The organism is Caballeronia sp. BR00000012568055 (assembly GCF_029439455.1).
GTDB lineage: Bacteria > Pseudomonadota > Gammaproteobacteria > Burkholderiales > Burkholderiaceae > Caballeronia.
In genome coordinates this window covers 24,436-50,564 of record NZ_JAQFVG010000319.1, presented here as the reverse complement: position 1 = coordinate 50,564, position 26,129 = coordinate 24,436, and the positions used below count along the sequence as shown (strand labels likewise).

Sequence of the window (26,129 nt, the reverse complement as noted above, 5' to 3'; positions counted from 1 at the left end):
TCCGATGCATTCGATTCAACTCGCTATCTGGGCCGTCAGCCTGCTCGTGATCGTCGCGCTTGCGTTCGATTTCATGAACGGCTTTCACGACGCGGCCAATTCCATCGCGACAGTCGTTTCGACGGGCGTGCTCAAGCCGCAGCAAGCGGTCGCGTTTGCCGCCGCGTTCAACGTCATCGCGTATTTCATCTTTCACCTGAAGGTCGCGGCCACGGTCGGCAAGGGCACGATCGATCCTTCCATCGTCGATCATTACGTGATCTTCGGCGCGCTGGTCGGGGCGATCGGCTGGAACATCGTCACGTGGCATTACGGCATTCCGTCGAGTTCATCGCACGCGCTGATCGGCGGGCTGGTGGGCGCGGCGCTGGCCAAATCGGGCTGGGGATCGCTCAACTGGGACGGCTTGCTTAAGACGGTCGCGTTTATCTTTATCTCGCCGATTCTCGGGTTCATTCTCGGCTCGTTTTTTATGCTGCTGGTGTCGTGGATGTTTTTCCGCACGCCGCCTTCGAAGGTGGATCGGCGGTTCCGTCGCCTGCAATTGGTTTCGGCGGGGCTGTATTCGCTCGGGCACGGCGGCAACGATGCGCAGAAGACCATCGGCATTATCTGGATGCTGCTGATCGCGACCGGCTACGCATCCGCCACGGCTGAAGCGCCGCCCATTTGGGTGATCGGCCTGTGCTATCTGTCGATGGGGCTGGGCACGCTGTTCGGCGGCTGGCGCATCGTGCGCACGATGGGGCAGAAGATCACCAAGCTCAAACCGGTCGGCGGCTTCTGCGCGGAGACGGGCGGGGCGATCACGCTGTTCGTCGCGTCATTCCTCGGCATTCCGGTATCCACCACGCATACGATCACTGGCGCAATCGTCGGTGTCGGCGCGACACAGAAGTTCAGCGCGGTGCGCTGGGGCGTGGCGGGCAACATCGTGTGGGCGTGGATTCTGACGATTCCCGCGTCCGCGTTGCTGGCCGCCATCGGCTGGTGGATCGGTCACCGGTTTCTGTGACCTGACGCGATTCAGATCTCAGATGATGGGCGACGACACGCCGTCCATCGGAATGATCGCGCCGGAAACGTAACTCGCGCGGTGGCTCGCCAGGAACAACGCGACATCGGCGATTTCTTCGGGCTTCGCGAATCGTCCGAGCGGCACTTTTGATTGACCGTCGGCAAGCACGTCATCACGTGTCTTGCCGGCGCGCTGCGCTTCCAGATCGAGCGCTTCTTCCACGCGCTCGGTGAGCGTCGAACCCGGATTGATCGCGTTGATGCGAATGCCGAGCTTTGCATAGTGATGCGCGAGGCCGACGGTATTCAGCATCAGCGCCGCATTCGCCGCGCCGCCCGCGATATGAATGTCCGTCGCAATCTTCCCGCCCATCCCGATAATGTTCACGATCGCGCCAGGCTCCGCGTTCGGATCGTTGCGCAACCGTTCGGCCATGCGCTTCAACACCACTTGCTGCGGATACACGTAGGAAAAGTATTTCGCGTCCATCGCGGCTTTGTAGGCGGCGGCATCGAGCGTATCGGGATCGTAGCGGCGCGCGGCGCCTGCGCTGTTGATCAGAATATCGATGGGACCGAGCGCGGCGCTCGCTTCCTCAACCACGTCTTCCGCGCTGTGCGCTTCATGCAGATCGGCGCGCGCCAGATGAACGTGATGGCCGGCGCTGGCCAGTTGTTCGCGCGCGCGGGCGAGGTTGGAGGCATTGCGCGAGACGATCGCGACTTTCGCGCCTTCGCTCGCGAACGCTTTCGCGCAGGCGAAGCCGATTCCCTTGCTGCCGCCCGTAATCAGGACGACCTTGCCGGCGAGACCCAGATCCATGATGTATCGCTCCTTCGAAGCTCAGTGCCGCGGGTTTGAGATGGATCGGAACACGATAGCAGAGAGGCGGAGCGGGCGTCAGTTGCTGCCGTTGGCAAAGCGAGCGATGGGGTCGTCGGCGGGCGTGGTGAGCGAATGGGTCGATGCGCGCATCACGCGCACGGGTGGATCGGCGTCGCGCGCTTGTTGCTGCGCGGCGCGGGCGGACGAGGGCGGCGGTTCGAAGGCATCAGCGGCGGCCTGAATCGGATCAGGCGATGCGTTGATCGCGCCTGCGGCCTGAGCTTGTCGCTGAGCGGCGCTGAGCGATGAGGGCGGTGGTTCGAAGGCATCGGCCTGACGCGCGACCGTCGGTGCGATGCCACCCGCGTTTTGCGATTGCCGTTGTGCCGCGCTCAGCGATGAAGGCGGCGGTTCGAAGGCATCGGCAGCGGCAACGGGCGTGACCGGCGCCGGTTTCGCAACAGGCTGAGTAGGCGCAGGCGCCGACGCCGTGTAAGTCGGTGCATCGAACGGCGTGGTTTTTGGCGGCGCCACACGACGAATGCCGTCGAACCGTTTCGCCCAATACGGATTGGTGAGGTAATCGAGCCGCACCGTGCCGCCCGTCGATGGCGCGTTCACGAAACGCAACTTGCCCACGTAAATACCGACGTGAGAATGCGGCCGCCCGGTCGTATTGAAGAAGATCAGATCGCCGGGCGCAACTTCGCCCGGTTCGACGGATTCACCGCGCCCGCTCATCTCCGCCGTCGTACGCGGCAGATTCACCGATGCCGCGCGATCCACCACGTATCGCACCAGCCCGCTGCAATCGAAGCCCGCATCCGGCGTATTGCCGCCCCAGCGATACGGCACACCGACCAGCGCCATCGCCTGAATCGAAATCTCTTCGCGGCCGATGCTGTGGTCCACGAACGTCGGAAATCCGGCTGGCGGCTGATAAGTCCGCGTCGCGCTCGAACCAGCCGATGGCTTGCGCGATGCCTGCTGCGGCGCGCTTCCACACGCGGCAAGCAAAACGGTAACAAGCAGCAGTAAGCCGACTCGACGCATTTCAAACAGGCGAGCACGGCCTCGCCACGGACAGGACAATATCTCGGATACTAGCCCGCCGAACGGGCGTGCGACAAGATTTCTTAAGAATTCACATGAACTTTGCGCGCTAAATGTGGCCTTTGCGAAACGTTCAGACAAAAAAACGGCCCGGCGGATTGCTCCGCCGGGCACGTTTCCAACGTGCAAGAAACTTACAGAATGTCCGACGCGTAATCCGCCAGACGCGAACGTTCGCCGCGCGCCAGAGTCACGTGCCCGCTGTGCGTCCATCCCTTGAAGCGATCGACCACGTATGTCAGCCCCGAACTGCCTTCTGTCAGGTAAGGCGTATCGATCTGCGCAATATTCCCGAGACAGATGATCTTCGTCCCCGGACCTGCGCGCGTGACCAGCGTTTTCATCTGCTTGGGCGTCAGATTCTGCGCTTCGTCGATGATGACGTACTTATCGACAAACGTGCGACCACGCATGAAGTTCATGCTCTTGACCTTCAGACGCGAACGGATGAGTTCCTGCGTCGCCGCGCGGCCCCATTCGCCGGCTGCATCGTCGGTCTTTTGCAGGACTTCGAGGTTATCGTCGAATGCGCCCATCCACGGCTGCATCTTCTCTTCCTCGGTGCCCGGCAGAAAGCCGATATCCTCGCCGACCGGCACGGTCGCCCGCGTCACGATGATCTCGTTGTAGCGCTTGTCATCGAGCACTTGCGCCAGGCCTGCGGCGAGCGCCATCAGCGTCTTGCCGGTGCCGGCCTGACCGAGCAGGGTGACGAAATCGACTTCCGGGTTCATCAGCAGGTTGAGCGCGAAATTCTGCTCGCGATTGCGCGCCGTGATACCCCACACGTTGTTCTTGTGATGGCCGTAGTCACGCAATGTCTGCAAGAGCGCCGTCTTGCCGTTCAGTTCACGCACGACCGCATGGAACGACGGCTCGCCGTTCTGCGGTTCCAGATACACGAACTCGTTCACGAGCATCGATGGACACAGCGGCCCGGTCACGCGGTAGTACGTGGTGCCGGTCTTGGTGTCCTGCCAGCTTTCCATGCCCTTGGCGTGCTTGGTCCAGAAATCCTGCGGCAGCGCGCGCACGCCCGAGTAGAGCAGGTCCTTGTCTTCGAGAACCTGATCGTTGAAGTAATCCTCGGCGGGCAGACCAAGCGCGTGCGCCTTGATCCGCATATTGATGTCTTTCGACACCAGCACGACCTGCCGATCCGGCCGCTCCTTCTGCAACGCCCGCACGACACCCAGAATCTGGTTATCCGCCTTGCCGATGGGCAAGCCTTCGACCGGTTCGATATCGGTCAGCGTGGTCTGGAAGTACAGCCGGCCGAGCGCATCGCGATTGCCTTGCGCGGCGAGCGGAATGCCTTCGGTCATCTTGCCCGCGTTGGCGACGAGCGCGTCGAGCGTGCGGCTGACCTGACGCGCATTGCGCGCCACTTCCGACATGCCTTTCTTGTGATTGTCGAGCTCTTCCAACGTCATCATCGGCAGATAGACGTCGTGCTCTTCGAAGCGGAAGAGGGAGCTTGGATCGTGCATCAGCACGTTGGTATCGAGCACGAAAAGCTTGCGCAATTCGGCTTCCTGCGACACGCGCTTCTGGCGCTTCGGTTGCGCGCGCGTTTCCTTCGATGCAGCCGCAGCCGGTGCAGCAACCGGTGCCTCGAGGCGCGCTTCCGCTTCCTCGGTTTTCGGTTGCAGCAAGGCCGCAGTCTGCTTCGATTTTCGGCCGCGAGCCGTCGCGTTGCCAGGCGCGGGCGACGGCACCGCGGCCTCCGCAGGCGCTTCGGCGGGAATCTGGTTCAGCACGTCGCTGGCGATGGCGCGCAGCGTGTGCGCCGCGTTCGACGCGGGGCGTTCGCCTGCGACGGTCTCGACGCCGCCGTAGGCGTCTTCATCGCTGGCCGCAGCCGTTTTCTTCGACTGCTTCGACGGCCGTGCTCGGGCCTTGTACTCTTCAGACGGAAGGAGGTGGCCGAGCTTGGCCGGGGCGGTAGGCAAAGGCATGGTGTTCCCTCGAAAGGAATCGGGTCATGTATCGTGCGCCGCCTGTCGCATCCTGCCCGTTCGCCCTCGCAGCGATCCGTAACTGGCAGTTTGCGCCCGGTGGCGCGCTTCGTTGTCGAAAACGCCGGTTCGCCTAAGTTTCGATCTGCTCCTTGAGGTTGCGTCCCGTCACATCGCGCGAGCCGGTCAAGCGTGGCTTTTGCGCGACGCCAACAAAAAAGCCGCCGTTCCGACTACCGGAACCAGCGGCTCACTGCTACTGCAAAACAGCTTCAGCGCACCTGTACCGCATCCGATCCACGTAGCCCGGATCCATGCCGACCACGCCACACGGCGCACGGCGGCTCGTGCTGGAAAGGGAGGAATGGGGAGAACAGGCGCTCATTGCGAACCAATATAACAAGCGTCAATTGCGCGCGTCAAATGCCCTTTACGGCCTCGACGATGGCGTCCACATGCCCCGGCACGCGAATGCCGCGAAACTCGTGGCGCAGCACGCCGTCGGCATCGACGAGAAAGGTCGAACGTTCGATACCGCGTACTTCCTTGCCGTACATTTTCTTCATCTTGATCACGTCGAACAGCGCGCAGATGGCTTCATCCGCATCCGATACGAGCGTGAAGGGCAATTCGAGCTTGGCCTTGAAGTTCTCGTGCGACTTCAAGCTGTCACGCGAGATGCCAATGATTTCCGCGCCGACCTTCTTGAACTTGGCGTAGTTATCGCGGAATTCCGAGTTCTCTTGCGTGCAGCCCGGCGTGTTGTCTTTCGGATAGAAAAACAGCACGACTTTCTTGCCGCGCAGACTGGAAAACGTGAATTCGCCACCCGTGGCGGGTGCGGTGAAGTCGGGTACGGGCTGATCGACTGCAACTGGCACGAAGCTTCCTCCGGTGTTTTTATGATTGGGACGTTCGTGTCCGGCATTTTCGTGGACCGGACAATCGGAGCAGGGAGGCTTCAGCCCGGCTGAACGATCAATTCGCCCGCGCGGCCCGGAATCTCGCCCCACGTCACAGGGTACGTGGGCAAGCTCGAACGGTCCAGCGTCGCATGATAATCGCCCATCGTGGCGAAGCTGTGTCCCTGCGCGCGCCAGCCGGCGAGCAATTGCTCGAACACGGGCGCAAGCTTCTGGCCTTCGAGTTCTGCGTGCAGCGTGAACACCTGATCGTGCGGATTGTTTTCCGTGCGCTTGAGCAGATGCGCGGCCACATTGCTTTCGTCGATGCCGTCCACGCCCAGCACTTCGTCGAGCGTGGGCAGCGTGGTCGGCATCTGCACGTGATTCAGCGTGCGGCCGTCGAGCACGGGAATGTAGGGCGTGTGGCCGCGACCGTCGGAGGCGTACTGCATGCCCCAGGCATCGATTTGTTCGAAGGCGTAGCCGTTCATCTGCCAGCCCGCCGCGCCGTGCGTGACGGGCGGCGCACCGAACACATCGACAAAGCGCGCGTGGCTCTGCTTCATCTGCGCGACCGTCCATTCGCGGTCACGCGCGCGCACGTTGTCCTGCCAGTAGACGTGATCCCACGTGTGGATACCGCATTCGAAACCGGCTTCGTGGATGGCGCGCATTTCCGACACGCCTTTCCTGCCGATATCCGGTCCCGGCAGCAGCACGCCGTACATCAGCGTCTTCACACCGTAATGCTCGACGACCGATGTCCGCGACACTTTCTGCAGAAACCCCGGCCGAAACACGCGACGCAGCGCCCAGCCGGTGTGATCCGGCCCGAGACTGAACAGAAACGTCGCGCGGGCGCTGAACTTATCGAAGATACGCGCGAGATTCGGCACGCCTTCGCGCGTGCCGCGCAGCGTATCGACGTCGATCTTGAGAACGATGCGAGCCACGCTTAGCGCCTTATGCCTGCTCGACCAGCTTGCGCGCTTCGCCCACGCTGCCGCGATACGCTTCGAAAATCTTGCGCAGCGCGTCGTCCATCGTGGCTTGCGGCGCCCAGCCGAGTTCCTGCATGGTGTTGTCGATCTTCGGCACGCGGTTCTGCACGTCCTGATAGCCTTCGCCGTAGTACGCGCCCGACGAGGTTTCGACCAACTGCACCTTCTTCGCGGTATCGGCGTACTCAGGGAACTCGTTGCCGAGCTTGAGCATCATGTTGGCGAGTTCGCGCACCGAAAAGTTGTTCTTCGGATTGCCGATGTTATAGATCTTGCCCGTCGCCACGCCGTTCTTATTTTCGATGATCTTCATCAGCGCGCCGATGCCGTCGTCGATATCCGTGAACGCACGCTTCTGCGCGCCGCCATCAACGAGGCTGATATTTTCACCGCGCACGATGTGGCCGAGGAACTGCGTCACCACGCGCGACGAACCTTCCTTCGGCGTATAGATGGAGTCCAGTCCCGGCCCGATCCAGTTGAACGGACGGAACAGCGTGAAGTTCAGGCCTTCCATGCCGTAACCCCAGATCACGCGATCCATCAATTGCTTGGAGCAGGCGTAAATCCAGCGCGGCTTGTTGATGGGACCGTAGGAGAGCGTGGAGTTTTCCGGATCGAACTGCTCGTCGGTGCACATGCCGTACACCTCGGACGTCGAAGGAAAGACCAGATGCTTGCCGTACTTCACCGCCGAACGCACGATGGGCAGATTCGCCTCGAAGTCCAGTTCGAACACGCGCAGCGGCTGCTTCACGTACGTCGCGGGCGTGGCGATCGCCACCAGCGGCAGGATCACATCGCACTTCTTGACGTGATACTCGACCCACTCCTTGTTGATCGTGATGTCGCCTTCGAAGAAGTGCATGCGCTCGTGATTCGCGAGGTCGCCCAGACGATCGGTTTGCATGTCCATCCCGAAGACTTCCCAGTCGGTGGTTTCGAGGATGCGCTTGGACAGGTGATGGCCGATAAAGCCGTTCACACCCAGAATCAGAACTTTTTTCATGAATGACGAGAAGATTGAATGATTCGGCCGAATTCGGCGGGATCGACGGTGCGCTCTTCGTCCACGGGTTGTGAATCGGTATTCAATGACCGATGGCGCAATTCGTGGATGGCGATAACGCGGCCGTCGCCGCAGACGCCAAACAAAGCATTATCCGTCACGCTGAGGCCGGGGGGCAAACTGCGCAACTCCCCGAGCCTTTCGATGGATACACCCGGCGCGCCGGTTTCCGGCACCAGCCGCGCGCGCGCGACGATAAATCGCTGTGCGCCGATATCCGTGAACGCGCCGGGATAAGGCGGCGCCACGGCACGAATCAGGTTATAGACGCGCTGAGCCGGCTGCGTCCAGTCGATACGGCCGTCCTCCGGCTTGCGTCCGCCGTAGTAGCTGCCACTGGCGAGATCGTTCGGCAGATGCGGCGCTTCGCCTCGGAGTAAGGCAGGCAACACGCGCCACAAGGTCTGCTCCGCGGCGACGACGGTCTTGTCGAAGACCATCGCGGCGGTATCGTCGGGGAGGATGGGGACAGGCGTTTGCGCGAGGATCGCGCCAGCGTCGGGCTTGGCGGCCATTTCATGCAGCGTCGCGCCCGCTTCGGTTTCGCCGTTGATGACCGCCCAGTTCGTCGGCACGCGTCCGCGATACTTCGGCAGCAACGAGCCGTGCATGTTGTACGCGCCGCGCTTCGCCAACGCGAGCAGCGGCACCGGCAGCATGTTCCGGTAGTAGAACGAGAAGATGAAATCCGGCGCGGCCTTGGCCACGGCGTCGTGCAGTTCCTGCGATTTGGGATCGGCCGGCGTGATGGTTTCGATGCCATGCTCCGCCGCGACCTGCGCCACGCTGCCGAACCAGATATTCTCGCTCGCGCTGTCCTCGTGCGTGACGACCAGCGCCACATCCACACCGCGCGCCAGCAGCACTTGCAGACAACGCACGCCAACGTTGTGATACGCGAAAACGACTGCGGGCGGCTTCATCGGCCATTGTCCTCACGCGTGACGACGGCGACCTGCTGCACGGCTTGTTGCAGCGGCTGCTTGGCGATCGACAAGCCATCGCGTTGTTCGAGAATGGTCTGCACGAGATACCGCGGACGCGCGCGGACCTGCTGATAAATCCGCCCGATATATTCGCCAAGCAGCCCAAGCGCGAAGATGATCACGCCGAGCATGAAGAACGTGATAGCGAACAGGGTGAACACACCCTGAACTTCCGCGCCAAACATAAAGCGGCGAATCAACAGCAAGAGAAACAGCGCCGCCGATCCCACCGACAGAATCACGCCGATAAACGACAGCCATTGCAGCGGCACCACCGAAAATCCGGTGACGAGATCGAAGTTCAGGCGAATCAGGCTATACAGCGAATATTTCGATTCACCCGCGAAGCGCTCTTCATGCGCCACATCCACTTCGATCGGATTCTGCGCGAAGGTGTAAGCGAGCGCCGGAATGAAGGTGTTGATTTCGCCGCAACGGTTGATCGTATCGATGATATGGCGGCTGTATGCGCGCAGCATGCAGCCCTGATCCGTCATGCGAATCTTGGTGATGCGCTCGCGCAGACGGTCCATCGCGCGCGAGGCTTTCTTGCGCCACATGCTGTCCTGACGCTGCTGGCGAATGGTGCCGACATAGTCGTAACCTTCGCGCATCTTGTTCACCAGCTTGCCGATTTCCTCAGGCGGATTCTGTAAATCCGCATCGAGCGTGACGACGATATCGCCGCGCGATTGCTCGAAGCCCGCGAGAATCGCCATATGCTGGCCGTAGTTGCCGTTCAGCAGAATCACGCGCGTGGTGTCGGGGCGCACGTGGAATTGCTGCGCCAGCAGCGCGGCGGATTTGTCGCGGCTGCCGTCGTTGATGAAGATCACCTCGTACGACGTGTCGAGCGCATCGAGTGCCGGGTACAGGCGCGAAAACAGCTCGGCCAGGCCGGCTTCTTCGTTGTACACCGGGATGATGACCGAAAGCTCGGGGCCGGTCGTCGGAAAGTCCGTATGACTCATGTTGCTGTGGGTTTCCCTGGGTTATCCGTGCTGAGCGCAAATCTCGTTGATCGAAGCGACGACGTGGGCGACATCGTCCGTGCTCATCTGCGTGAAGAGCGGCAGCGTGACCGTGGATGCGCCGTAGCGCTCCGAATGCGGGAACATGCCTTCCTTGAAACCGCGCGCGCGATACAGCGTGAACAGATGCAGCGCCGGATAGTGCAGGCCGGTGCCGACGCCGCGCGCTTTCATCTGCTCCATGAATTCCGCACGTGTGAGCTTCAGCCGATCCAGCGGCAGCGCGATCTGGAACATATGCCAGTTGCTGTCGGTGAAATTCTCCGGCGGCAAACCGACGCCGAGTTTCACCGCCGCGCCGCCTTCGAACGCATCGAAATACGCGCGGGCGAGTTCGCGGCGCTTCTGCGTGAAACGCTCGACTTGTCTGAGCTGACCGAGACCGACGCGCGCCGCGACATCAGTGAGATTGTATTTGCCGCCGAGCACGTCGCAATCCATGCCGTCCATGCCCGTGCGCGTAATGCCTTGCAGACGATACTTCCGTGCGAGTTCCGCTTCGTCGTCATTGTTCATGACCAGCGCGCCGCCTTCAATCGACGTCACGTTTTTGTTCGCGTGGAAGCTGAACGAAACGAGATCGCCGAACGAACCGATGCGCTTGCCTTTCCACGTCGAACCGAACGCCTGCGCGGCATCTTCGATCACGCGCAGCTTGTGCTTGCGCGCGATTTCGTAGAGTTGGTCCATGTCCACCGGCAAACCTGCGAGATAGACCGGCATGATCGCCTTCGTGCGCGGCGTGATGGCGGCTTCGAGCAGGTTCAGGTCCATATTGCGCGTGGCCGGGTCGATATCGACGAAAACCGGCGTTGCGCCCACTTCGAGAATCACGTTGGCCGTCGATACCCAGGTCATCGGCGTGGTGATGACTTCGTCGCCGTCACCCACGCCCGCGATGCGCAGGGCGATTTCCATCGTGCAGGTGCCGGAATTGAACGCGCGCACCGGACGGCCGCCGAAATACGCCGACAATTCCGCTTCGAACTGCTGATTCTGCGGGCCGGTCGTGATCCAGCCGGAGCGCAGCACGTCAACGACGCCCTGAATGGTCTCTTCGTCGATGTCGGGTTTGACGAAGGGCAGGAACGGCCGCGAAGTCTGAGTCATGGGCAAGTTGCTTAAAAAGTGAGGAAAAGATTTTCAGCCGCGCGCGAGCACCACGACGCCGACGAGAATGATGCCGATACCCACGAGCCGCTGCACCGACAGCACTTCGCCGAACAGATACCACGCCGCGAACGCGTTGACCACGTAACCGAGCGAGAGCATCGGATAGGCGATCGACACGTCCACGCGCGACAGCCCGACGATCCACACGCCAACGCTCAGCACGTAGCACGTGAGACCGCCGATGATCGGCAACTGCGTCGCGATCTTGAAACCGACCGGCAGGATGTTCGCGGGCGTGATGTCGAAGTGGCCGACGGCGTTCACGCCTGCTTTGAGCAGCAACTGCGCGACAGCGTTCAACATTACGCCGGTGATAATGCAAATCAGGGAAATCGGGTTCATCGGGTAGTTTTCAAGAATACTCGGTTCGCGGCCGATCGACGAACGGTCGTACCGCGCGATACGGCACAGTGCGCCGCAACATATCTGCTTACGGCTGCGGCTTTTCCACAATCACGCGCCGCTCGTCGCGCGCAATCACCTGCATCGGCACATGTTGCGCGGCGAGTTCGTCGTAGCGGCCGGGCGGCATCAGCGCAAGCGCGTAACGTTCCGAATCCCACACTTTGATCCACTCGGCGATGCTGGGAATCCACTTCTGCGGCTCCGTCTGCACGCCGAAGGTCAGTTCATCCGCTTCCTGCACCATGATCATCGTGTGGCCGAGGTAGAAGGGCATAGTGTGATCGAGCTTGGCGATGGAATAGAACGGCGCGTCGGCGGGCATCTTTGCCATCGCGGCCTTCACGGCCGGCACGAGCGTCACGCCCGAACTCTGCGTGCCGAACACGTCATGTCCCGTCCCGGCGATGGTGCCGAGCAGCAGCCACGCCGCGCCCAATCCCGCCGCGCCCGCCAGCACGCTGCGCCGGTTCAGCCAGATTGCGAACAGCGTGACGACAAAAGCCACCGCCAGCCCCGCATACACCCAGACCTGAAACTCGCGATACAGCACGTTCGGCGTATTCACGCTGCCCGCCCGTCCGATGAAAATCGCGCCGAACGCCGCCGCGATCAAAAACACCGCGTAGCCGATCAGATGCATGCGGTATTGCGGCTTCGTCAGCGACGGCAGATACAGCCCGATCACCAGCGCGATAGTCGGAGCAATCGGCAAAGTATAGGAAAGCAGCTTCGAATGCGAAGCGCTGAAGAACAGAAAGATGAACGCGGTCCAGATCAGCAGCAGCGTGACGGGCGCGAAGCCATTGGGCTGACGCGGCGTCTTGACTGCGTGGCGCACGCTCTGCACGACCACCGACAGCCACGGCAAAAAGCCGACGATCAGCACCGGCACGAAGTAATAGAACGGTCCGGGGCGGTTCTGAGCAGGCGTCAGATAGCGCTGGAACTGCTGCACGATAAAGAAGAAGTTGAAGAACTCGGGGTTCTTTATCTGCACGAGCACGAACCACGGCGCGACGACGATCAGAAACACGATCAATCCACTGCCGATATACAAGCGCCTCCACAACGCCCAATCACGCGCGATCAGCGAATACAGCACCAGCACCGCGCCCGGCAGAATCAAACCGACCAATCCCTTCGACAGCACCGCCGCGCCCATGCCGGCCCAGCAAAGCCACATCCACAGGCGCACTTCGCGTGTCGGCAGGCCGGGACGCTGAGCGAGCAGCAGCGCGCAGAACGTCAGCTCCATCCAGAACGACAGAGCCATGTCGAGCGTGTTGAAGTGGCCCATCAGGTTCCAGTACGGGCAGGTCGCGAGCACAACGGCGGCCGTGAAACCCGTCACCGCGTTAAACACGCGCGTGCCGGTATAGCCGAGCAGCAGCACGCCGGCGAAGCCCGTCAGCGCGGTATAGAGCCGCGCCTGCCATTCGCCGATACCGAACCACGCGAACGTGAGCGCATTGGCCCAGGTTTGCAGTGGCGGCTTTTCAAAGTACTTGTAGCCGTTGTAGCGCGGCGTGATCCAGTCGCCGGTGACGAACATCTCACGCGCCATTTCGGCGTAGCGGCCTTCGTCGCTCGGCACCAGATGGCGCAGCCCGAGCGGCCCGAACCAGATGATCGCGAGCGCGAGAACCAGAAGAATGAGTGAGAGACGGGTGAGCGGTAGCCGCGCGGGCGTATCGTTCATGAAGTCAACCTATCCGATGCCGCAAGGCGGCGTTTTGGTGAAACGAAGCGGGCAGTTATGACCGTGCGCCCGGTTGCGCGACGATTGATGATGCACCCCGAAAGCGCGCCGAAAGCGAAATTGCGGCTCGCGGCCCGTGAGAATCACAGCGAAACCCACAGCGAAACCCGCGCCGGGCGGGAGTGTAACGCACGGCGCGGCGCGATTCGTCAATTTGGCGCACGATCAGGCGCTTCGTCAGCGGAGCGCGATTGTGCCGCGCGATTGCTTAGGGTTCGCTTAGGATTTTCGCGCAGATCGGCTCAGGCTTCGATCAAAAGCGCCGCCGCCACGCGCCGGCCTTCCGACATCAGGATGTTATACGTGCGGCAGGCCGCGCCGAAGTCCATCGTTTCCACGCCAATGCGATGCTTCGCCAGTTGGGCCGTCAGCCGCGGATGCGGAAAGCGCAGCCTCGATCCGCTGCCGAAAATCACCACTTCCGGCGCGGCCTGGAGAAGCGCATCGAAATGTTCGGCGGTGAGCGCCTCGAACGACGACACCGGCCACGCCTCGACGGGCGACTGCGGCATCACGATCACGCTGCCCGTGTGTCGTTCGAGATTGATCGCGACGAAATCGTCGCCGTAGCTCGTGATCGTGTTGAGCGCGTTGCTGGCTTCCTGATGGAGTTTCAAAACGATGATCCGGCAGGCTAGAGGTCAGAAGGGCTGCGGCATGCGCTTATGCACCGACATCGCGGCGACGCGCTGTCCTTTGGTGCATTGCGGAACTGCCACATAATCAGTAAATTATAACTTTTCGGTCATCGGGCTTGCTGGAGCCGCTGGGCCGGCCACAAGCCGCCCGCGCTGTCCACGCCGCATGAGCCGGTCCGCAACGCGCGTGCCTTACCTGGCGCGGCTTGTCCATCCGAAGCGCCGCCGGCCGAAGGCGCAACTCCGCAGTATCTCGTTTTGCCGATTTCCGGGCGCCGCGCCCGGACACAAGCACGCATTCCACTCCGTCATCACCAGAGCCGCCCGCCGTGAAACCGATTCTCAAATCCAACAAGCTGCAAAACGTCTGCTACGACATTCGCGGACCCGTGCTCGAGCATGCGAAGCGCCTCGAAGAAGAAGGGCATCGCATCATCAAGTTGAATATCGGCAATCTGGCGGCGTTCGGGTTCGAAGCGCCGGACGAGATTATTCAGGACATGATCCGCAATTTGCCCGGCTCGTCGGGCTATTCGGATTCGAAGGGCGTGTTCGCGGCGCGCAAGGCGATCATGCACTACACGCAGGAGAAGGGCGTTCCGGGCGTGGAACTGGACGATATCTACATCGGCAATGGCGCGTCCGAACTGATCGTGATGGCCATGCAGGCGCTGCTCAACGACGGCGATGAAGTGCTGCTGCCCGCGCCGGATTATCCGCTGTGGACGGCGGCGGTGAGCCTGTCGGCGGGCACGCCGCGCCACTATCTGTGCGACGAGTCCAACGGCTGGATGCCCGATCTCGACGATATCCGTGCCAAGATCACGCCGAACACCAAGGCGCTGGTCGTCATCAATCCGAACAACCCGACCGGCGCGCTGTACTCGGACGATCTGCTGCGCGAACTGATCGCGATTGCACGTGAGCACGGCCTCATCATCTTCGCCGACGAGGTCTACGACAAGATCGTCTACGACGGCAAGACGCATACGGCCATGGGCGCGCTGTCGGAAGACGTCATCACGGTCACCTTCAACAGCTTGTCGAAAAGCTACCGTTCGTGCGGATATCGTGCGGGCTGGATGGCAATTTCCGGTCTGATCGAAGAAAACCGCCGCCGCGCCAAGGATTATCTCGAAGGCCTCGGCATTCTCGCGTCCATGCGCCTGTGCCCGAACGTGCCCGGCCAATACGCGATTCAAACCGCGCTCGGCGGCTATCAAAGCATCAACGATCTGATCCTGCCGGGCGGCCGGCTCTACAAACAGCGCGAACTCGCCTACGACATGCTGACCGCCATTCCCGGCGTCACATGCGTGAAGCCGCAGGCCGCGCTGTACATGTTCCCGAAGCTCGATCCGAAGATGTACCTGATTCAGGACGATCAGCAATTCATCACCGATCTGCTGCTCGAAGAGCGCACGCTGCTCGTGCAGGGAACCGGCTTCAACTGGCCGACGCCCGATCACTTCCGCGTCGTGTTCCTGCCGAACATGGACGATCTCGCCGATTCGATCAATCGCATCGCGCGCTTCCTCGACGGCTACCGAAAACGTCATTCCGCCTAAATCTCTTTTATAGAAGCACGCTGCATGGAACCGATCAAAGTAGGACTCTTGGGCTTCGGCACGGTCGGCAGCGGCACCTTCACGGTGCTGCGCCGTAACCAGGAAGAAATCAAACGCCGCGCGGGTCGCGGCATCGAGATCGCGCGCGTCGCGGTGCGCACGCCGTCGAAGGCGCAGGCTGCGAAGGACGAAGGCATCGCGGTTACGGATGACTTCGGCGCGGTCGTCGATGATCCTTCCATCGGCATCGTCTGCGAGATGATCGGTGGCACGGGCGTGGCGCGTGAGCTGGTGCTGCGCGCGATTGCCAATGGCAAGCATGTGGTGACGGCCAACAAGGCGCTGCTCGCCGTGCACGGCACGGAGATTTTCGAAGCCGCGCGCGCCAAAGGCGTGATGGTCGCGTTCGAAGCAGCGGTGGCGGGTGGCATTCCGATCATCAAGGCGCTGCGTGAAGGGCTGACGGCCAACCGCATCGAATATATTGCGGGCATCATCAATGGCACGACGAACTACATTCTCTCGGAGATGCGTGATCGCGGGCTGGACTTCGCAACCGCGCTGAAGGCCGCGCAAGAACTCGGTTATGCCGAAGCCGATCCGACTTTCGATATCGAAGGCGTGGACGCCGCGCACAAGGTCACGATCATGAGCGCGATTGCGTTCGGCGTGCCGGTGCAGTTCGATCGCGCGTATGTGGAAGGCATCAGCAAACTGTCGGCGATCGATATTCGTTATGCCGAGGAACTCGGTTATCGCATCAAGCTGCTGGGGATTGCGCGGCGCACGGAGAAGGGCATCGAATTGCGCACGCATCCAACGCTGGTTCCGGAGAAGCGCTTGCTGGCGAACGTGGAAGGCGCGATGAACGCCGTCGTCGTGCATGGCGATGCGGTCGGCACCACGCTGTACTACGGCAAGGGCGCGGGCGCGGAACCGACGGCATCGGCCGTGGTGGCCGATCTGGTCGACGTGACGCGCCTGCATACCGCCGATCCGGAGCATCGTGTGCCGCATCTGGCGTTCCAGCCGGACTCGCTGTCCAACACGCCGATCCTGCCGATCGATGATGTGACCAGCGGCTACTATCTGCGCCTGCGCGTGGCCGATGTGACCGGCGTGCTCGCCAACATCACGCGCATTCTCGCCGACAAGGGCATCTCCATCGACGCGCTGTTGCAGAAGGAATCGGAAGAAGTCGGCGGGGCGAACAAGGGCGAGACGGACATCATCCTGATCACACACGAGACGGTGGAAAAGAACGCGAACGCGGCCATCGCCGAAATCGAAGCCTTGTCCACGGTGGTCTCGAGAGTGACGAAGCTGCGTATGGCTTCGCTCAACTGAAACGCTCAATAACGCTCATTTACGGTCAAGCGACATGAACTACATCTCGACGCGCGGTGCCGGCTCGAACGAGCGCCACACGTTCTCCGACATCCTGCTTGGCGGTCTGGCGAAGGACGGCGGTTTATATCTGCCGAACGAATACCCGCGCGTTTCCGCCGATGAACTCGCCAAATGGCGCACGCTCTCGTACGCGGACCTCGCGTTCGAAGTGCTGTCCAAATTCAGCGATGACATTCCCGCCGAAGACCTGCGCTCGCTCACGCGCAAGACCTACACCGCGCAGGTCTACAGCAACGTGCGCCACGAGGAGAGCGCGGCGCAGATCACGCCGCTGAAAACGCTCGGCGTTGAAAACGGCACGCCCATCTCGCTGCTGGAGCTCTCGAACGGCCCGACGCTCGCCTTCAAAGATATGGCGATGCAACTGCTCGGCAATCTGTTCGAGTACACGCTGGCCAAACACGGCGAAACGCTGAACATCCTCGGCGCGACCTCGGGCGACACCGGCAGCGCCGCCGAATACGCGATGCGCGGCAAGACCGGCGTGCGCGTGTTCATGCTGTCGCCGCACAAGAAGATGAGCGCGTTCCAGACCGCGCAGATGTTCTCGCTGCAAGACCCGAACATCTTCAACATCGCGGTCGAAGGCAATTTCGATCACTGCCAGGACATCGTGAAGGCGGTATCGAACGATCACGCTTACAAGGCGAAGCACAAGATCGGCACGGTCAATTCGATCAACTGGGCGCGCGTGGTCGCACAGGTTGTGTACTACTTCAAGGGCTATTTCGCCGCGACGCAGAGCAATGATGAGCGCGTGTCGTTCACGGTGCCGTCGGGCAACTTCGGCAATGTGTGCGCGGGGCATATCGCGCGCATGATGGGCTTGCCGATCGATCAGCTCGTGGTCGCCACCAACGAGAACGATGTGCTGGACGAGTTCTTCAAGAGCGGTGTGTATCGCGTGCGCGGGGCGGCGGAGACGTATCACACGACTTCGCCGAGCATGGATATTTCGAAGGCATCGAACTTCGAACGCTTCGTGTACGACCTGCTCGGCCGCGATCCGGCACGCGTGGTGCAACTGTTCCACGATGTCGAAAAGAAGGGCGGTTTCGATCTCGCGGCAAGCGGCGATTTCGCGCGCGTGAAGGAATTCGGCTTCGTATCGGGTAAAAGCGATCACGACGACCGCGTAAAAACCATCCGCGACGTGTTCGAACGCTACAACACGATGATCGACACGCATACGGCGGACGGCTTGAAGGTCGCGCGCGAAAACCTGAAGCCCGGCGTGCCGATGATCGTGCTCGAAACCGCCCAGCCGATCAAATTCGGCGAGACGATTCGTGAGGCGTTGAATCGTGAGCCGGAGCGGCCGGCGGCATTCGCAGGACTTGAAAAACTGCCACAAAGGTTCGATATCGTCCCGGCAGATGCGGGCGTCGTGAAGGCATTTATCGCCGAGCGGACTTAAGGGTCAAGACCGGCGAGACTAAGCCGGAATACGCGCGGGGCGCGGCTGACGAGGCCGCGCCCCGTCGTTTTTTCGGCAGGTTATTTTATTTGCGTCGCGCCGGCCACCGCACCGCCGCCCATCAAAACACCGCTAAAAGCTGTTAAAATCTCAGGTTTTTCGCCGTACACCATTCAAAAGGACACGCCGTGCTGTCTACCGCCAATATCACCATGCAATTCGGGCCCAAGCCCCTCTTCGAGAACATCTCGGTCAAGTTCGGCGAAGGCAATCGCTATGGCCTGATCGGCGCCAACGGCTGCGGCAAGTCGACCTTTATGAAGATTCTCGGCGGCGATCTGGAGCCGTCCGCAGGCAACGTCATGCTTGAGCCGAATCTGCGTCTGGGCAAGCTGCGTCAGGATCAATTCGCCTACGAAGACATGCGCGTGCTCGACGTCGTCATGATGGGCCACACCGAAATGTGGGCCGCCATGACCGAGCGCGACGCCATCTACGCGAACCCCGACGCCACCGACGACGACTACATGCGCGCCGCCGACCTCGAAGCCAAGTTCGCCGAATACGACGGCTACACGGCCGAAGCGCGCGCGGGCGAACTGCTGCTGGGCATCGGCATCGACATCTCGGATCACACCGGGCCGATGAGCAACGTGGCGCCAGGCTGGAAGCTGCGCGTGCTGCTGGCGCAGGCGCTGTTCTCAAAGCCGGACGTGCTGCTGCTGGACGAGCCGACCAACAACCTCGACATCAACTCGATCCGTTGGCTGGAAGACGTGCTCAACCAGTACAACTCGACGATGATCATCATCTCCCACGATCGGCACTTCCTGAACCAGGTCTGCACGCACATGGCGGACATGGATTACGGCACGCTGAAAGTGTGGCCGGGCAACTACGACGACTACATGCTGGCATCGACGCAGGCGCGCGAGCGTCAGCAGGCCGCGAATCAGAAGGCCAAGGAACGCGTCGCCGATCTTCAGGACTTCGTGCGCCGTTTCTCGGCCAACAAGTCCAAGGCGCGTCAGGCGACCAGCCGTCTGAAGATGATCGACAAGATCAAGATCGAGGAATTCAAGCCGTCGTCGCGTCAGAATCCGTTTATTCGATTCGAGTACGAGAAAAAGCTGCATAACATCGCCGTCGTGGCCGATGAGATCACCAAGAAGTACGATCGGACCATCTTCCAGAACTTCAATCTGAGCGTGCAGCCGGGCGAACGAATTGCGATCATCGGCGAGAACGGCGCGGGGAAGACGACCTTGCTCAAGGCGCTGAAGGGCGCGCTCGATCTCGATCACGGCAACGTGAAGTGGGCGGAAAACGCGAACGTCGGCTATATGCCGCAGGACACCTACGAAGAGTTTCCGAAGGATGAGACGCTGACCGACTGGATCGACCAGTATCGCAAGGAAGGCGACGACGAGCAGATGATGCGCGGCACGCTCGGCCGTCTGCTCTTCAACGCGGACGACATCAAGAAGAACGTCAAGGTGCTGTCGGGCGGCGAGAAGGGCCGCATGATCTGGGGCAAGCTGATGCTCGGCCGCCACAACGTCCTGTTGATGGACGAGCCGACCAATCACATGGATATGGAATCGATCGAATCGCTGCAGATCGCGCTGGACAAGTTCGAAGGCACGCTGATTTTCGTATCGCATGACCGCGAGTTTGTGAGCGGGCTGGCGAATCGGATTATCGAAGTGAAAACGGATGGCACGCTGCGCGACTTTGGCGGGAATTACGAGGATTTCCTGTCGAGTCAGGGGATTCAGTAAGTTTCACGACGCCTCAAAAAGAACGGCTCGCTTTCGAAAGAAGGCGAGCCGTTTTTTCTTATGCGAGCGATCAGATCTTGTCGTACTTGAAGCGCATCGCCGTACCTTCGCGGCTGATGCGTTCCCAGATTGCGCGTTTCTCTTCATCCGAGAGAAACACCCAGTTCGATACTTCGCCCGCCGTGCGGCCGCAGCCTTTGCAGACATCGTCGAACAAGGTGGAACACACGCCGATGCAAGGGCTGTCGGGCAGATCGTGAAGATTCGAAGCCATAAAGCGAGGAAACCGTAAAAAAACTCAACGGGTGATACTGTAGCCGATCCGCGCGATCCAGTGACGACGCTGGTTGTAGTCGAGGATATCTTCGCCGTAGCCGTTGAAATAGCTCGCGAACAGATAGCCGCCCCAGGCGCTGCCGACCAGCTTCGCCAGCGGATACGTCAACTGCGATTCGACGCTGCCGTACCAATGCTTGGTGCCTTTGCGGATCGTCGTCGCGAGTTGCCAGCTATCCGGGCTGCCGTACTTCACGAGAAAGTCCACATAGCCGCGATAGTCGGCGATATCTTCGTTGCCGCTTTTCGACAGGTAGTAGTAAATCTTCGGCGACAGCGTCAGGTGATTGCCGTTGAGATCGCCGAAATCCCAGGTCGGACGCACGTAGACGATGTTGATCGCGCGTGACGTGTCGCCGCCTTTACCATTCGATTCATGTCCGATACCCGCTGCCACGCCCATACGCGTGAACAGCGCGCTTTTCCAGCCGGTGTCTTCGACGTAATAGAAGAGTTGCGGTTGGAAGCTGATATCGCGAAACGGCACGGAATCGGCGGACAGGTTCCAGATCGCCGTCTGCGTATAGCCGAAGTACAGGTTATCGAGGAAGCCGCGTGAACGCGGATCGTCCGGAAGATGCAGGCGGTATTTGAAGCTGAACTGGAATTTGGCGAGTTGATCGCCGTTTTTGCCATCGGCGAAGTAGCTCGGTTCGAAGCTGGAGAAACGGCCCGAAAGCATCGTGTCCTGCGTCGTGGTGGGCACGGCGGCGGTGTTCGCTGCGGCAGTCGCGCTGGCGAGTTGCGAAGGCGTAGCGGCCTGCGCTTCGCGATGCTCCGCCGCAACCACTTGTTCCTGCTTGTCGCCACGGTTGAGCGTGACGAGCATCGGCGAGGCATCGAAGCCGACCGGATCGATCTTGATCGTGCCGCGCGCCGTATCGGGCCAAGCCGCCGTGTAGCGCACCCGGCGATATTGTCCCGGCGTCAGACGCAGATGGTCCGGCGCTTTCGGATCGCGCGCGAGTGTCAGCGGCGCGGGCGGCAAGTCGCCGTTGGTGAGATTCACGGTCAGTTGCTTCGGGACATCGACGTTGAGCGGTTTGGTGTCGTCGTCGGTATAGAGGAGCGTGAGTTCGAGCGGTTGCGCGGCGGCGGCTTCGCGCGCGGGTTGCGCGGCGGCGGCTTCGCGCGCGGGTTGCAGCACGGCGACGGTTGCGTGCGCGCTGCCAGCGGCGCCCAGAGCGAGTACAAAAAAAGCGAGCGGGCGTTGAGCCATGTAGTGAGTGTCCTGAGCGAATCGCCCGCGCAGGCAGCATGGCTGAGATACCAAACTGAACTGAAAGGTCGGGCAAAAGAATCGAACGGACAGAGCAATGCGTGTGCCCGACCGTCAGTTCGATGTTACCGCCTGCCAGATCAACGTCCCATTCAACGCGACGATCACGCCCGCGCATCCCCAGGCCAAGGCAAGCGGCACGCGTGCGACACGCCAGCGGCGCATCAAACCGGCATCGGAGGCGAAGCGCACGAGCGGGATGACCGCGAGCGGCAATTGCAGGCTCAGGACGACCTGCGTGGCCACCAGCAGCGTATTCGAGCCGTGCTGCCCGAAGCTTGCCACCGCAACCAGCGCAGGACCGATTGCAAGCGCGCGCGTCAAAAGCGCCCGCGCCCAGCGCGCCATCTTCAGTTGCAGAAAGCCTTCCATCACCGCCTGACCGGCGAGCGTTCCGGTGACCGTCGCGTTCAGCCCGCACGCCAGCAGCGCCGCCGCAAACGCGATACTGGCCCAATGACTGCCGACCAGCGGCGCGATCAGCCGATGCGCATCCGCAAGATCGTCAATGGTCGTGTAGCCGCCCGCATGAAACACTGCCGCAGCGACGATCAGCAAGGACGCGTTGACCACGAACGCGATCCCCAGCGACACGAATGTATCGATATTCACGCCGCGCAACGCCTGACCGATGGTGGCATCGTCGCGAGTCGGGACGTGGTCTTTCACGAGCGCCGAGTGCAGATACAAGTTATGCGGCATCACGGTCGCGCCGAGAATGCCGGCAGCGAGCCACAGCATGCCGGCATCGCGTACGAGTTGCGGCGAGGGCGCGAGGCCGCGCAGCGCGTCCATCCACACGGGATGCGCCAGGGCCAGTTCGACCACGAAGCAAAAGCTCACGAACAGAATCAGCGCCGTGACCGCGCGTTGCAGCGGGCGTTGGCCGCGGCTTTGCAGTGCGAGCATCGCGAAGGTGGCGACGGCGGACATCAGCACACCCGCTGTCAGCGATACCCCGAACAGCAATTGCAACGCCACCGCGCTGCCAACGACTTCGGCCACATCGCACGCGATGATCGCAATCTCACACGCGATCCACAGCGCGATCGTCGTACGCCGGCTATACCGTTCGCGGCACAATTGCGCCAGATCGCGCCCGGTCACCACGCCCACGCGCGACGCGACCCATTGCAGCAGCATGCCCATCAAACTGGCGATTAGCACGACGAACAGCAATTGGTAACCATAGCGCGCGCCGCTCGCCAACGCCGTCGCCCAATTGCCGGGGTCCATATAACCGACCGCGACGAGCGCGCCCGCGCCGGCAAACGAATACCAGCGTCCGCGCGGCGCGCGTGGCGGACCCTGACGACGGCCGCGACGAACCGTCGCCTCGGCAGTCGCGGCGGAAATCTGGGCAAGCGCGGACGGATTGGTGTTCATGCAGACGACGACCCCGAATAGCGTTGCAACGGCGGCGGGCGACAAAAGTTGATCGCTCCAAACAGCGCGCGTTGCCGGATTGAAGTAGCGGCGCGTTCATGCAAACCATTGCAAATACACGCGACGCACGTCGAATTGGCTAGCAACGTCCATTCCGCTGGCTATTCGTCGGGCGGCTTGTTCCCGCGTTCGCGTATCTCATTCCAGCTATACGGATGAGACCGGCGCGGGATGCCAAAGCCCTTTTACGAATAATGACATTGCATCGGCGAGATAGTCCGATGAGCCACTTTGACGAGTGTGGTTTTATTCGGTCCCCTCATCGGGAATTAGGGGCTAAAATGCGCGCACTTTTCCGGTCGATGTAACTCGATGAACGGCTCGCCAGCAAGCCGTCCGTCAGGTTCGAATGCGGCGGAAAGTCCCGCGTGGCAAGCCACCGGAGCGAAGTTGCCCGAACCTTGTGCATTTCTCGCGACATGCGGCGCAATGTTTTTTGTCGCGTCCGCGTTTAATGGTAGTTTTCGGGTTTTTAAAGGAGTCGCGGGTCTGCGCGAACCACCGGACGATAAACCGGCCCCGCGCGGCGCCACGCCGTGATAAGTCGTAACAAGGGAGAATCGAGATGAACCAGAAACTGGCGGCCTCGGTGGCAAAGCTGGCAGGCGCCGTAGCGTGCGCGCTGGCCCTGATGCCGTTGACGGCACACGCAGCCGACAAGCAACTCAACGTGTACAACTGGTCGGATTACATCGCCAAGGACACGATCCCCAACTTCACCAAGCAGACCGGCATCAAGGTGAAGTACGACAACTACGACAGCGACGACACGCTCCAGGCCAAGCTGCTCACGGGCAATTCGGGCTACGACATCGTCGTGCCGACCAGCAATTACGCGGGCAAGCAGATTGCCGCGAATATCTTTTCGCCGCTGGATAAATCGAAGATTCCGAATCTGAAGTATCTCGATCCGGATTTGATGAAGCTGCTCGAAGGCGCGGACCCCGGCAACAAGTTTGCGGTGCCCTGGGCGTACGGCACGACCGGCCTCGGCTATAACGTCGATAAAGCCAAGAAGATTCTCGGCGACAACGTCGATCTCGCCAATTGGGATATTTTGTTCAAGCCCGAGAACATCAAGAAGCTGAAGGCATGCGGCGTTTCGGTGCTGGATGCTCCGGATCAGATGTTTGCCGCCGCGCTGCATTACATCGGCAAGGATCCGATGAGCACGAATCCGGCCGATTATCGCGAAGCGCTGGCGATGCTCAAGAAAATCCGCCCGTACATCACGCAGTTCAACTCGTCGGGCTATATCAACGATATGGTCGGCGGCGATATCTGCTTCGCGTACGGCTGGTCGGGCGATGTGGTGATCGCCAAGCATCGCGCGCAGGAAGCCAAGAAGCCGTACAAGATCGACTACTACATTCCGAAGGGCGGAGCGCCAATCTGGTTCGACGTAATGGCCATTCCGAAGGACGCGAAGAACAAGGATTCCGCGCTCGAATGGATCAACTATATCGAGACGCCGCAGGTCCACGCCGCGATCACCAACGCCGTGTACTATCCGAGCGCGAACGCCGAAGCGAAGAAGTATGTCGATAAGGACGTGGCGAACGATCCGGCGGTGTATCCGTCGTCGGATGTGGTGAAGACGCTGTTCCTGCTCAAGCCGCTGCCGCCCGAAATCCAGCGCTTGCAGACGCGCCTGTGGACCGAGTTCAAGTCCGGGCGCTGAGTGTCGAGTTGAGAAATCCGGTTATTCTTTGAAATGACGAAGCCCCTGGACCGCCGGGGGCTTTGTTCGTGGCAGGGTTGCGAAACACAAGTCACGACAATCGATTGATTGATGCAGGAGTCGAACAGGTAATCATGAGTGAGCAGTCGAGCGCGTTGAAGGCAGCGCCCAATTCGCCAAATTCCGCTTCCGGTTCTGGTCGCCAGGAACCGGGCGGTTTTCTGTCCGGTGCGAATCCGGACGACAACTTCGTGCAGGTCGTCAATGTCGTCAAGAAGTTCGGCGAGACGACTGCTGTGCGCGGCGTGAATCTGTCGGTCAGGAAGGGCGAATTGTTCGCGCTGCTCGGCAGTTCGGGCTGCGGCAAGTCCACGCTGCTGCGCATGCTCGCCGGGCTGGAAAGCGTCACCGAAGGGCAGATTCTGATCGATGGCGAAGACCTCGCGCAGATGCCGCCGTATCGACGGCCGGTGAATATGATGTTCCAGTCGTACGCGCTGTTTCCGCATATGACGGTGGAGGCGAATGTCGCGTTTGGGCTGAAGCAGGAAGGCGTGAAGGGCGGCGAGTTGAAGGACCGCGTGCAGAACGCGCTCAAACTCGTACAGATGGACAAGTACGCCAAGCGCAAGCCGCATCAGTTGTCGGGCGGGCAGCAGCAGCGCGTGGCGCTGGCGCGCAGTCTCGTCAAGCGTCCAAAACTGCTCTTGCTCGATGAACCCATGTCCGCGCTCGACAAGCAGATTCGTCAGCGCACGCAGATCGAACTGGTCAATATTCTCGATACGGTCGGCGTCACGTGCATCATGGTCACGCACGATCAGGAAGAAGCCATGACCATGGCCAATCGACTCGCCGTGATGAGCGAAGGTCAGATCGTGCAATTGGGCACGCCGCATCAGGTGTACGAGTATCCAAATACGCGCTTCTCGGCGCAGTTTATCGGCTCGACCAATCTGTTCGATGGTCATGTGGTCGAAGACGAACCGGATCACGTGTTCGTCGAAACGCCGGATTTGCCGGTGCGCATGTATGTGAATCACGGAATTACTGGGCCGCTCGGCATGCCGGTGACTATTTCCGTGCGGCCGGAGCGGATCGCGCTGATGAGAAAGCCGCCCGAAGGTTCGTACAACTGGGGACGCGGCAAGGTCAGCAATATCGCGTATATGGGCGGCTATACGCTGTATCACGTCACGCTCGATAGCGGCAAAACCGTGGTCGCGAACCTGTCGAGTCTGGCGATCGGCGAAATCGATTCGCCCACATTCGACGACGAAGTCTATGTGCGATGGAGCGCGTCCGCCGGTGTGGTGCTGACGTCATGAAG

General features: G+C 61.1%; 22 protein-coding genes. 7 read left to right on the top strand and 15 right to left on the bottom strand.

Annotated features, from left to right (window positions below; genetic code table 11):
• Window positions 1-4: 4 nt before the first annotated feature.
• Window positions 5-1,015 (top strand): inorganic phosphate transporter, encoded by a 1,011-nt coding sequence (locus tag P7F28_RS25715; RefSeq protein WP_277187595.1) that lies wholly within the window; start codon window positions 5-7, stop codon window positions 1,013-1,015.
• A gap of 18 nt (window positions 1,016-1,033) precedes the next feature.
• Here the strand turns inward: P7F28_RS25715 and P7F28_RS25710 are convergent, their stop codons facing one another.
• The 12 genes from P7F28_RS25710 to P7F28_RS25655 all read right to left on the bottom strand — a co-directional run bounded on the left by P7F28_RS25710 (window position 1,034) and on the right by P7F28_RS25655 (window position 13,860).
• Window positions 1,034-1,840 (bottom strand): SDR family oxidoreductase, encoded by an 807-nt coding sequence (locus tag P7F28_RS25710; protein ID WP_277187594.1) that lies wholly within the window; start codon window positions 1,838-1,840, stop codon window positions 1,034-1,036.
• Window positions 1,841-1,918: 78 nt separating this feature from the next.
• Window positions 1,919-2,896 (bottom strand): NlpC/P60 family protein, encoded by a 978-nt coding sequence (locus P7F28_RS25705; RefSeq protein ID WP_277187592.1) that lies wholly within the window; start codon window positions 2,894-2,896, stop codon window positions 1,919-1,921.
• Window positions 2,897-3,090: 194 nt separating this feature from the next.
• Window positions 3,091-4,914: a PhoH family protein gene (locus tag P7F28_RS25700; RefSeq protein WP_277187591.1), complete on the bottom strand. Its 1,824-nt coding sequence runs from the start codon at window positions 4,912-4,914 to the stop codon at window positions 3,091-3,093.
• A gap of 419 nt (window positions 4,915-5,333) precedes the next feature.
• Window positions 5,334-5,795 carry a peroxiredoxin gene (locus P7F28_RS25695; RefSeq protein ID WP_277187589.1) on the bottom strand — a complete coding sequence of 154 codons (462 nt, stop codon included), beginning with the start codon at window positions 5,793-5,795 and terminating at the stop codon, window positions 5,334-5,336.
• A gap of 80 nt (window positions 5,796-5,875) precedes the next feature.
• Window positions 5,876-6,772, bottom strand: a complete 897-nt coding sequence (locus tag P7F28_RS25690) for a polysaccharide deacetylase family protein (protein WP_277187588.1) — start codon at window positions 6,770-6,772, stop codon at window positions 5,876-5,878.
• Window positions 6,773-6,782: 10 nt separating this feature from the next.
• Window positions 6,783-7,829, bottom strand: a complete 1,047-nt coding sequence (locus tag P7F28_RS25685; RefSeq protein ID WP_277187587.1) for a bifunctional UDP-4-keto-pentose/UDP-xylose synthase — start codon at window positions 7,827-7,829, stop codon at window positions 6,783-6,785.
• Window positions 7,826-8,812 carry a formyltransferase gene (locus P7F28_RS25680; RefSeq protein WP_277187586.1) on the bottom strand — a complete coding sequence of 329 codons (987 nt, stop codon included), beginning with the start codon at window positions 8,810-8,812 and terminating at the stop codon, window positions 7,826-7,828. The genes P7F28_RS25685 and P7F28_RS25680 overlap by 4 nt, the downstream gene beginning before the upstream one ends.
• Window positions 8,809-9,846, bottom strand: coding sequence for a glycosyltransferase (locus P7F28_RS25675; RefSeq protein WP_277187585.1), 1,038 nt, complete (start codon window positions 9,844-9,846; stop codon window positions 8,809-8,811). Before P7F28_RS25675 ends, P7F28_RS25680 begins: the two co-directional genes overlap by 4 nt.
• Before the next feature lie 21 nt (window positions 9,847-9,867).
• On the bottom strand, window positions 9,868-11,016 hold the full coding sequence (locus tag P7F28_RS25670; RefSeq protein WP_277187584.1) for a DegT/DnrJ/EryC1/StrS aminotransferase family protein: 1,149 nt from the start codon (window positions 11,014-11,016) through the stop codon (window positions 9,868-9,870).
• A gap of 33 nt (window positions 11,017-11,049) precedes the next feature.
• Entirely contained in the window at window positions 11,050-11,421 is a 372-nt protein-coding gene (locus P7F28_RS25665) for an SMR family transporter (protein WP_277187583.1), read from the bottom strand.
• Window positions 11,422-11,509: 88 nt separating this feature from the next.
• Window positions 11,510-13,183: a glycosyltransferase family 39 protein gene (locus P7F28_RS25660; protein WP_277187582.1), complete on the bottom strand. Its 1,674-nt coding sequence runs from the start codon at window positions 13,181-13,183 to the stop codon at window positions 11,510-11,512.
• A gap of 302 nt (window positions 13,184-13,485) precedes the next feature.
• A complete protein-coding gene (locus P7F28_RS25655; protein ID WP_277187581.1) occupies window positions 13,486-13,860 on the bottom strand; it encodes an Mth938-like domain-containing protein in 375 nt (124 codons plus the stop codon).
• Between the two features lie 350 nt (window positions 13,861-14,210).
• On the opposite strand from P7F28_RS25655, the gene P7F28_RS25650 reads away from it, so the two are divergent.
• From P7F28_RS25650 to P7F28_RS25635, 4 genes are all read left to right on the top strand, one after another.
• Window positions 14,211-15,449, top strand: coding sequence for a pyridoxal phosphate-dependent aminotransferase (locus tag P7F28_RS25650; protein ID WP_277187580.1), 1,239 nt, complete (start codon window positions 14,211-14,213; stop codon window positions 15,447-15,449).
• A 24-nt stretch (window positions 15,450-15,473) separates the two neighbouring features.
• A complete protein-coding gene (locus tag P7F28_RS25645) occupies window positions 15,474-16,796 on the top strand; it encodes a homoserine dehydrogenase (RefSeq protein ID WP_277187579.1) in 1,323 nt (440 codons plus the stop codon).
• 34 nt (window positions 16,797-16,830) lie between these two features.
• Window positions 16,831-18,276 carry a threonine synthase gene (gene thrC / locus P7F28_RS25640; RefSeq protein ID WP_277187578.1) on the top strand — a complete coding sequence of 482 codons (1,446 nt, stop codon included), beginning with the start codon at window positions 16,831-16,833 and terminating at the stop codon, window positions 18,274-18,276.
• Between the two features lie 188 nt (window positions 18,277-18,464).
• Window positions 18,465-20,057: an ABC-F family ATPase gene (locus P7F28_RS25635; protein WP_277187577.1), complete on the top strand. Its 1,593-nt coding sequence runs from the start codon at window positions 18,465-18,467 to the stop codon at window positions 20,055-20,057.
• Between the two features lie 70 nt (window positions 20,058-20,127).
• On the opposite strand, the gene P7F28_RS25630 is transcribed toward P7F28_RS25635, so the two are convergent.
• The 3 genes from P7F28_RS25630 to P7F28_RS25620 form a co-directional block, all read right to left on the bottom strand.
• Window positions 20,128-20,331 (bottom strand): DUF1289 domain-containing protein, encoded by a 204-nt coding sequence (locus P7F28_RS25630; protein WP_277187575.1) that lies wholly within the window; start codon window positions 20,329-20,331, stop codon window positions 20,128-20,130.
• A gap of 24 nt (window positions 20,332-20,355) precedes the next feature.
• On the bottom strand, window positions 20,356-21,612 hold the full coding sequence (locus tag P7F28_RS25625; RefSeq protein WP_277187574.1) for a phospholipase A: 1,257 nt from the start codon (window positions 21,610-21,612) through the stop codon (window positions 20,356-20,358).
• Between the two features lie 114 nt (window positions 21,613-21,726).
• Window positions 21,727-23,058: an Nramp family divalent metal transporter gene (locus P7F28_RS25620; protein ID WP_277187573.1), complete on the bottom strand. Its 1,332-nt coding sequence runs from the start codon at window positions 23,056-23,058 to the stop codon at window positions 21,727-21,729.
• Window positions 23,059-23,683: 625 nt separating this feature from the next.
• On the opposite strand from P7F28_RS25620, the gene P7F28_RS25615 reads away from it, so the two are divergent.
• Both P7F28_RS25615 and P7F28_RS25610 read left to right on the top strand, forming a co-directional pair.
• On the top strand, window positions 23,684-24,799 hold the full coding sequence (locus P7F28_RS25615; protein WP_277187572.1) for a polyamine ABC transporter substrate-binding protein: 1,116 nt from the start codon (window positions 23,684-23,686) through the stop codon (window positions 24,797-24,799).
• Window positions 24,800-24,933: 134 nt separating this feature from the next.
• Window positions 24,934-26,127, top strand: a complete 1,194-nt coding sequence (locus P7F28_RS25610) for an ABC transporter ATP-binding protein (RefSeq protein ID WP_277187571.1) — start codon at window positions 24,934-24,936, stop codon at window positions 26,125-26,127.
• Window positions 26,128-26,129 lie beyond the last annotated feature (2 nt).

What these genes read in the sequence shown, in the direction of transcription:
- P7F28_RS25715 (WP_277187595.1), top strand. Translation starts at nt 5, where the DNA reads ATGCATTCGATTCAACTCGCTATCTGGGCCGTCAGCCTGCTCGTGATC.
- P7F28_RS25710 (WP_277187594.1), bottom strand. Translation starts at nt 1,840, where the DNA reads ATGGATCTGGGTCTCGCCGGCAAGGTCGTCCTGATTACGGGCGGCAGC.
- P7F28_RS25705 (WP_277187592.1), bottom strand. Translation starts at nt 2,896, where the DNA reads ATGCGTCGAGTCGGCTTACTGCTGCTTGTTACCGTTTTGCTTGCCGCG.
- P7F28_RS25700 (WP_277187591.1), bottom strand. Translation starts at nt 4,914, where the DNA reads ATGCCTTTGCCTACCGCCCCGGCCAAGCTCGGCCACCTCCTTCCGTCT.
- P7F28_RS25685 (WP_277187587.1), bottom strand. Translation starts at nt 7,829, where the DNA reads ATGAAAAAAGTTCTGATTCTGGGTGTGAACGGCTTTATCGGCCATCAC.
- P7F28_RS25680 (WP_277187586.1), bottom strand. Translation starts at nt 8,812, where the DNA reads ATGAAGCCGCCCGCAGTCGTTTTCGCGTATCACAACGTTGGCGTGCGT.
- P7F28_RS25675 (WP_277187585.1), bottom strand. Translation starts at nt 9,846, where the DNA reads ATGAGTCATACGGACTTTCCGACGACCGGCCCCGAGCTTTCGGTCATC.
- P7F28_RS25670 (WP_277187584.1), bottom strand. Translation starts at nt 11,016, where the DNA reads ATGACTCAGACTTCGCGGCCGTTCCTGCCCTTCGTCAAACCCGACATC.
- P7F28_RS25665 (WP_277187583.1), bottom strand. Translation starts at nt 11,421, where the DNA reads ATGAACCCGATTTCCCTGATTTGCATTATCACCGGCGTAATGTTGAAC.
- P7F28_RS25660 (WP_277187582.1), bottom strand. Translation starts at nt 13,183, where the DNA reads ATGAACGATACGCCCGCGCGGCTACCGCTCACCCGTCTCTCACTCATT.
- P7F28_RS25645 (WP_277187579.1), top strand. Translation starts at nt 15,474, where the DNA reads ATGGAACCGATCAAAGTAGGACTCTTGGGCTTCGGCACGGTCGGCAGC.
- thrC (WP_277187578.1), top strand. Translation starts at nt 16,831, where the DNA reads ATGAACTACATCTCGACGCGCGGTGCCGGCTCGAACGAGCGCCACACG.
- P7F28_RS25630 (WP_277187575.1), bottom strand. Translation starts at nt 20,331, where the DNA reads ATGGCTTCGAATCTTCACGATCTGCCCGACAGCCCTTGCATCGGCGTG.
- P7F28_RS25625 (WP_277187574.1), bottom strand. Translation starts at nt 21,612, where the DNA reads ATGGCTCAACGCCCGCTCGCTTTTTTTGTACTCGCTCTGGGCGCCGCT.
- P7F28_RS25620 (WP_277187573.1), bottom strand. Translation starts at nt 23,058, where the DNA reads ATGAACACCAATCCGTCCGCGCTTGCCCAGATTTCCGCCGCGACTGCC.
- P7F28_RS25615 (WP_277187572.1), top strand. Translation starts at nt 23,684, where the DNA reads ATGAACCAGAAACTGGCGGCCTCGGTGGCAAAGCTGGCAGGCGCCGTA.
- P7F28_RS25610 (WP_277187571.1), top strand. Translation starts at nt 24,934, where the DNA reads ATGAGTGAGCAGTCGAGCGCGTTGAAGGCAGCGCCCAATTCGCCAAAT.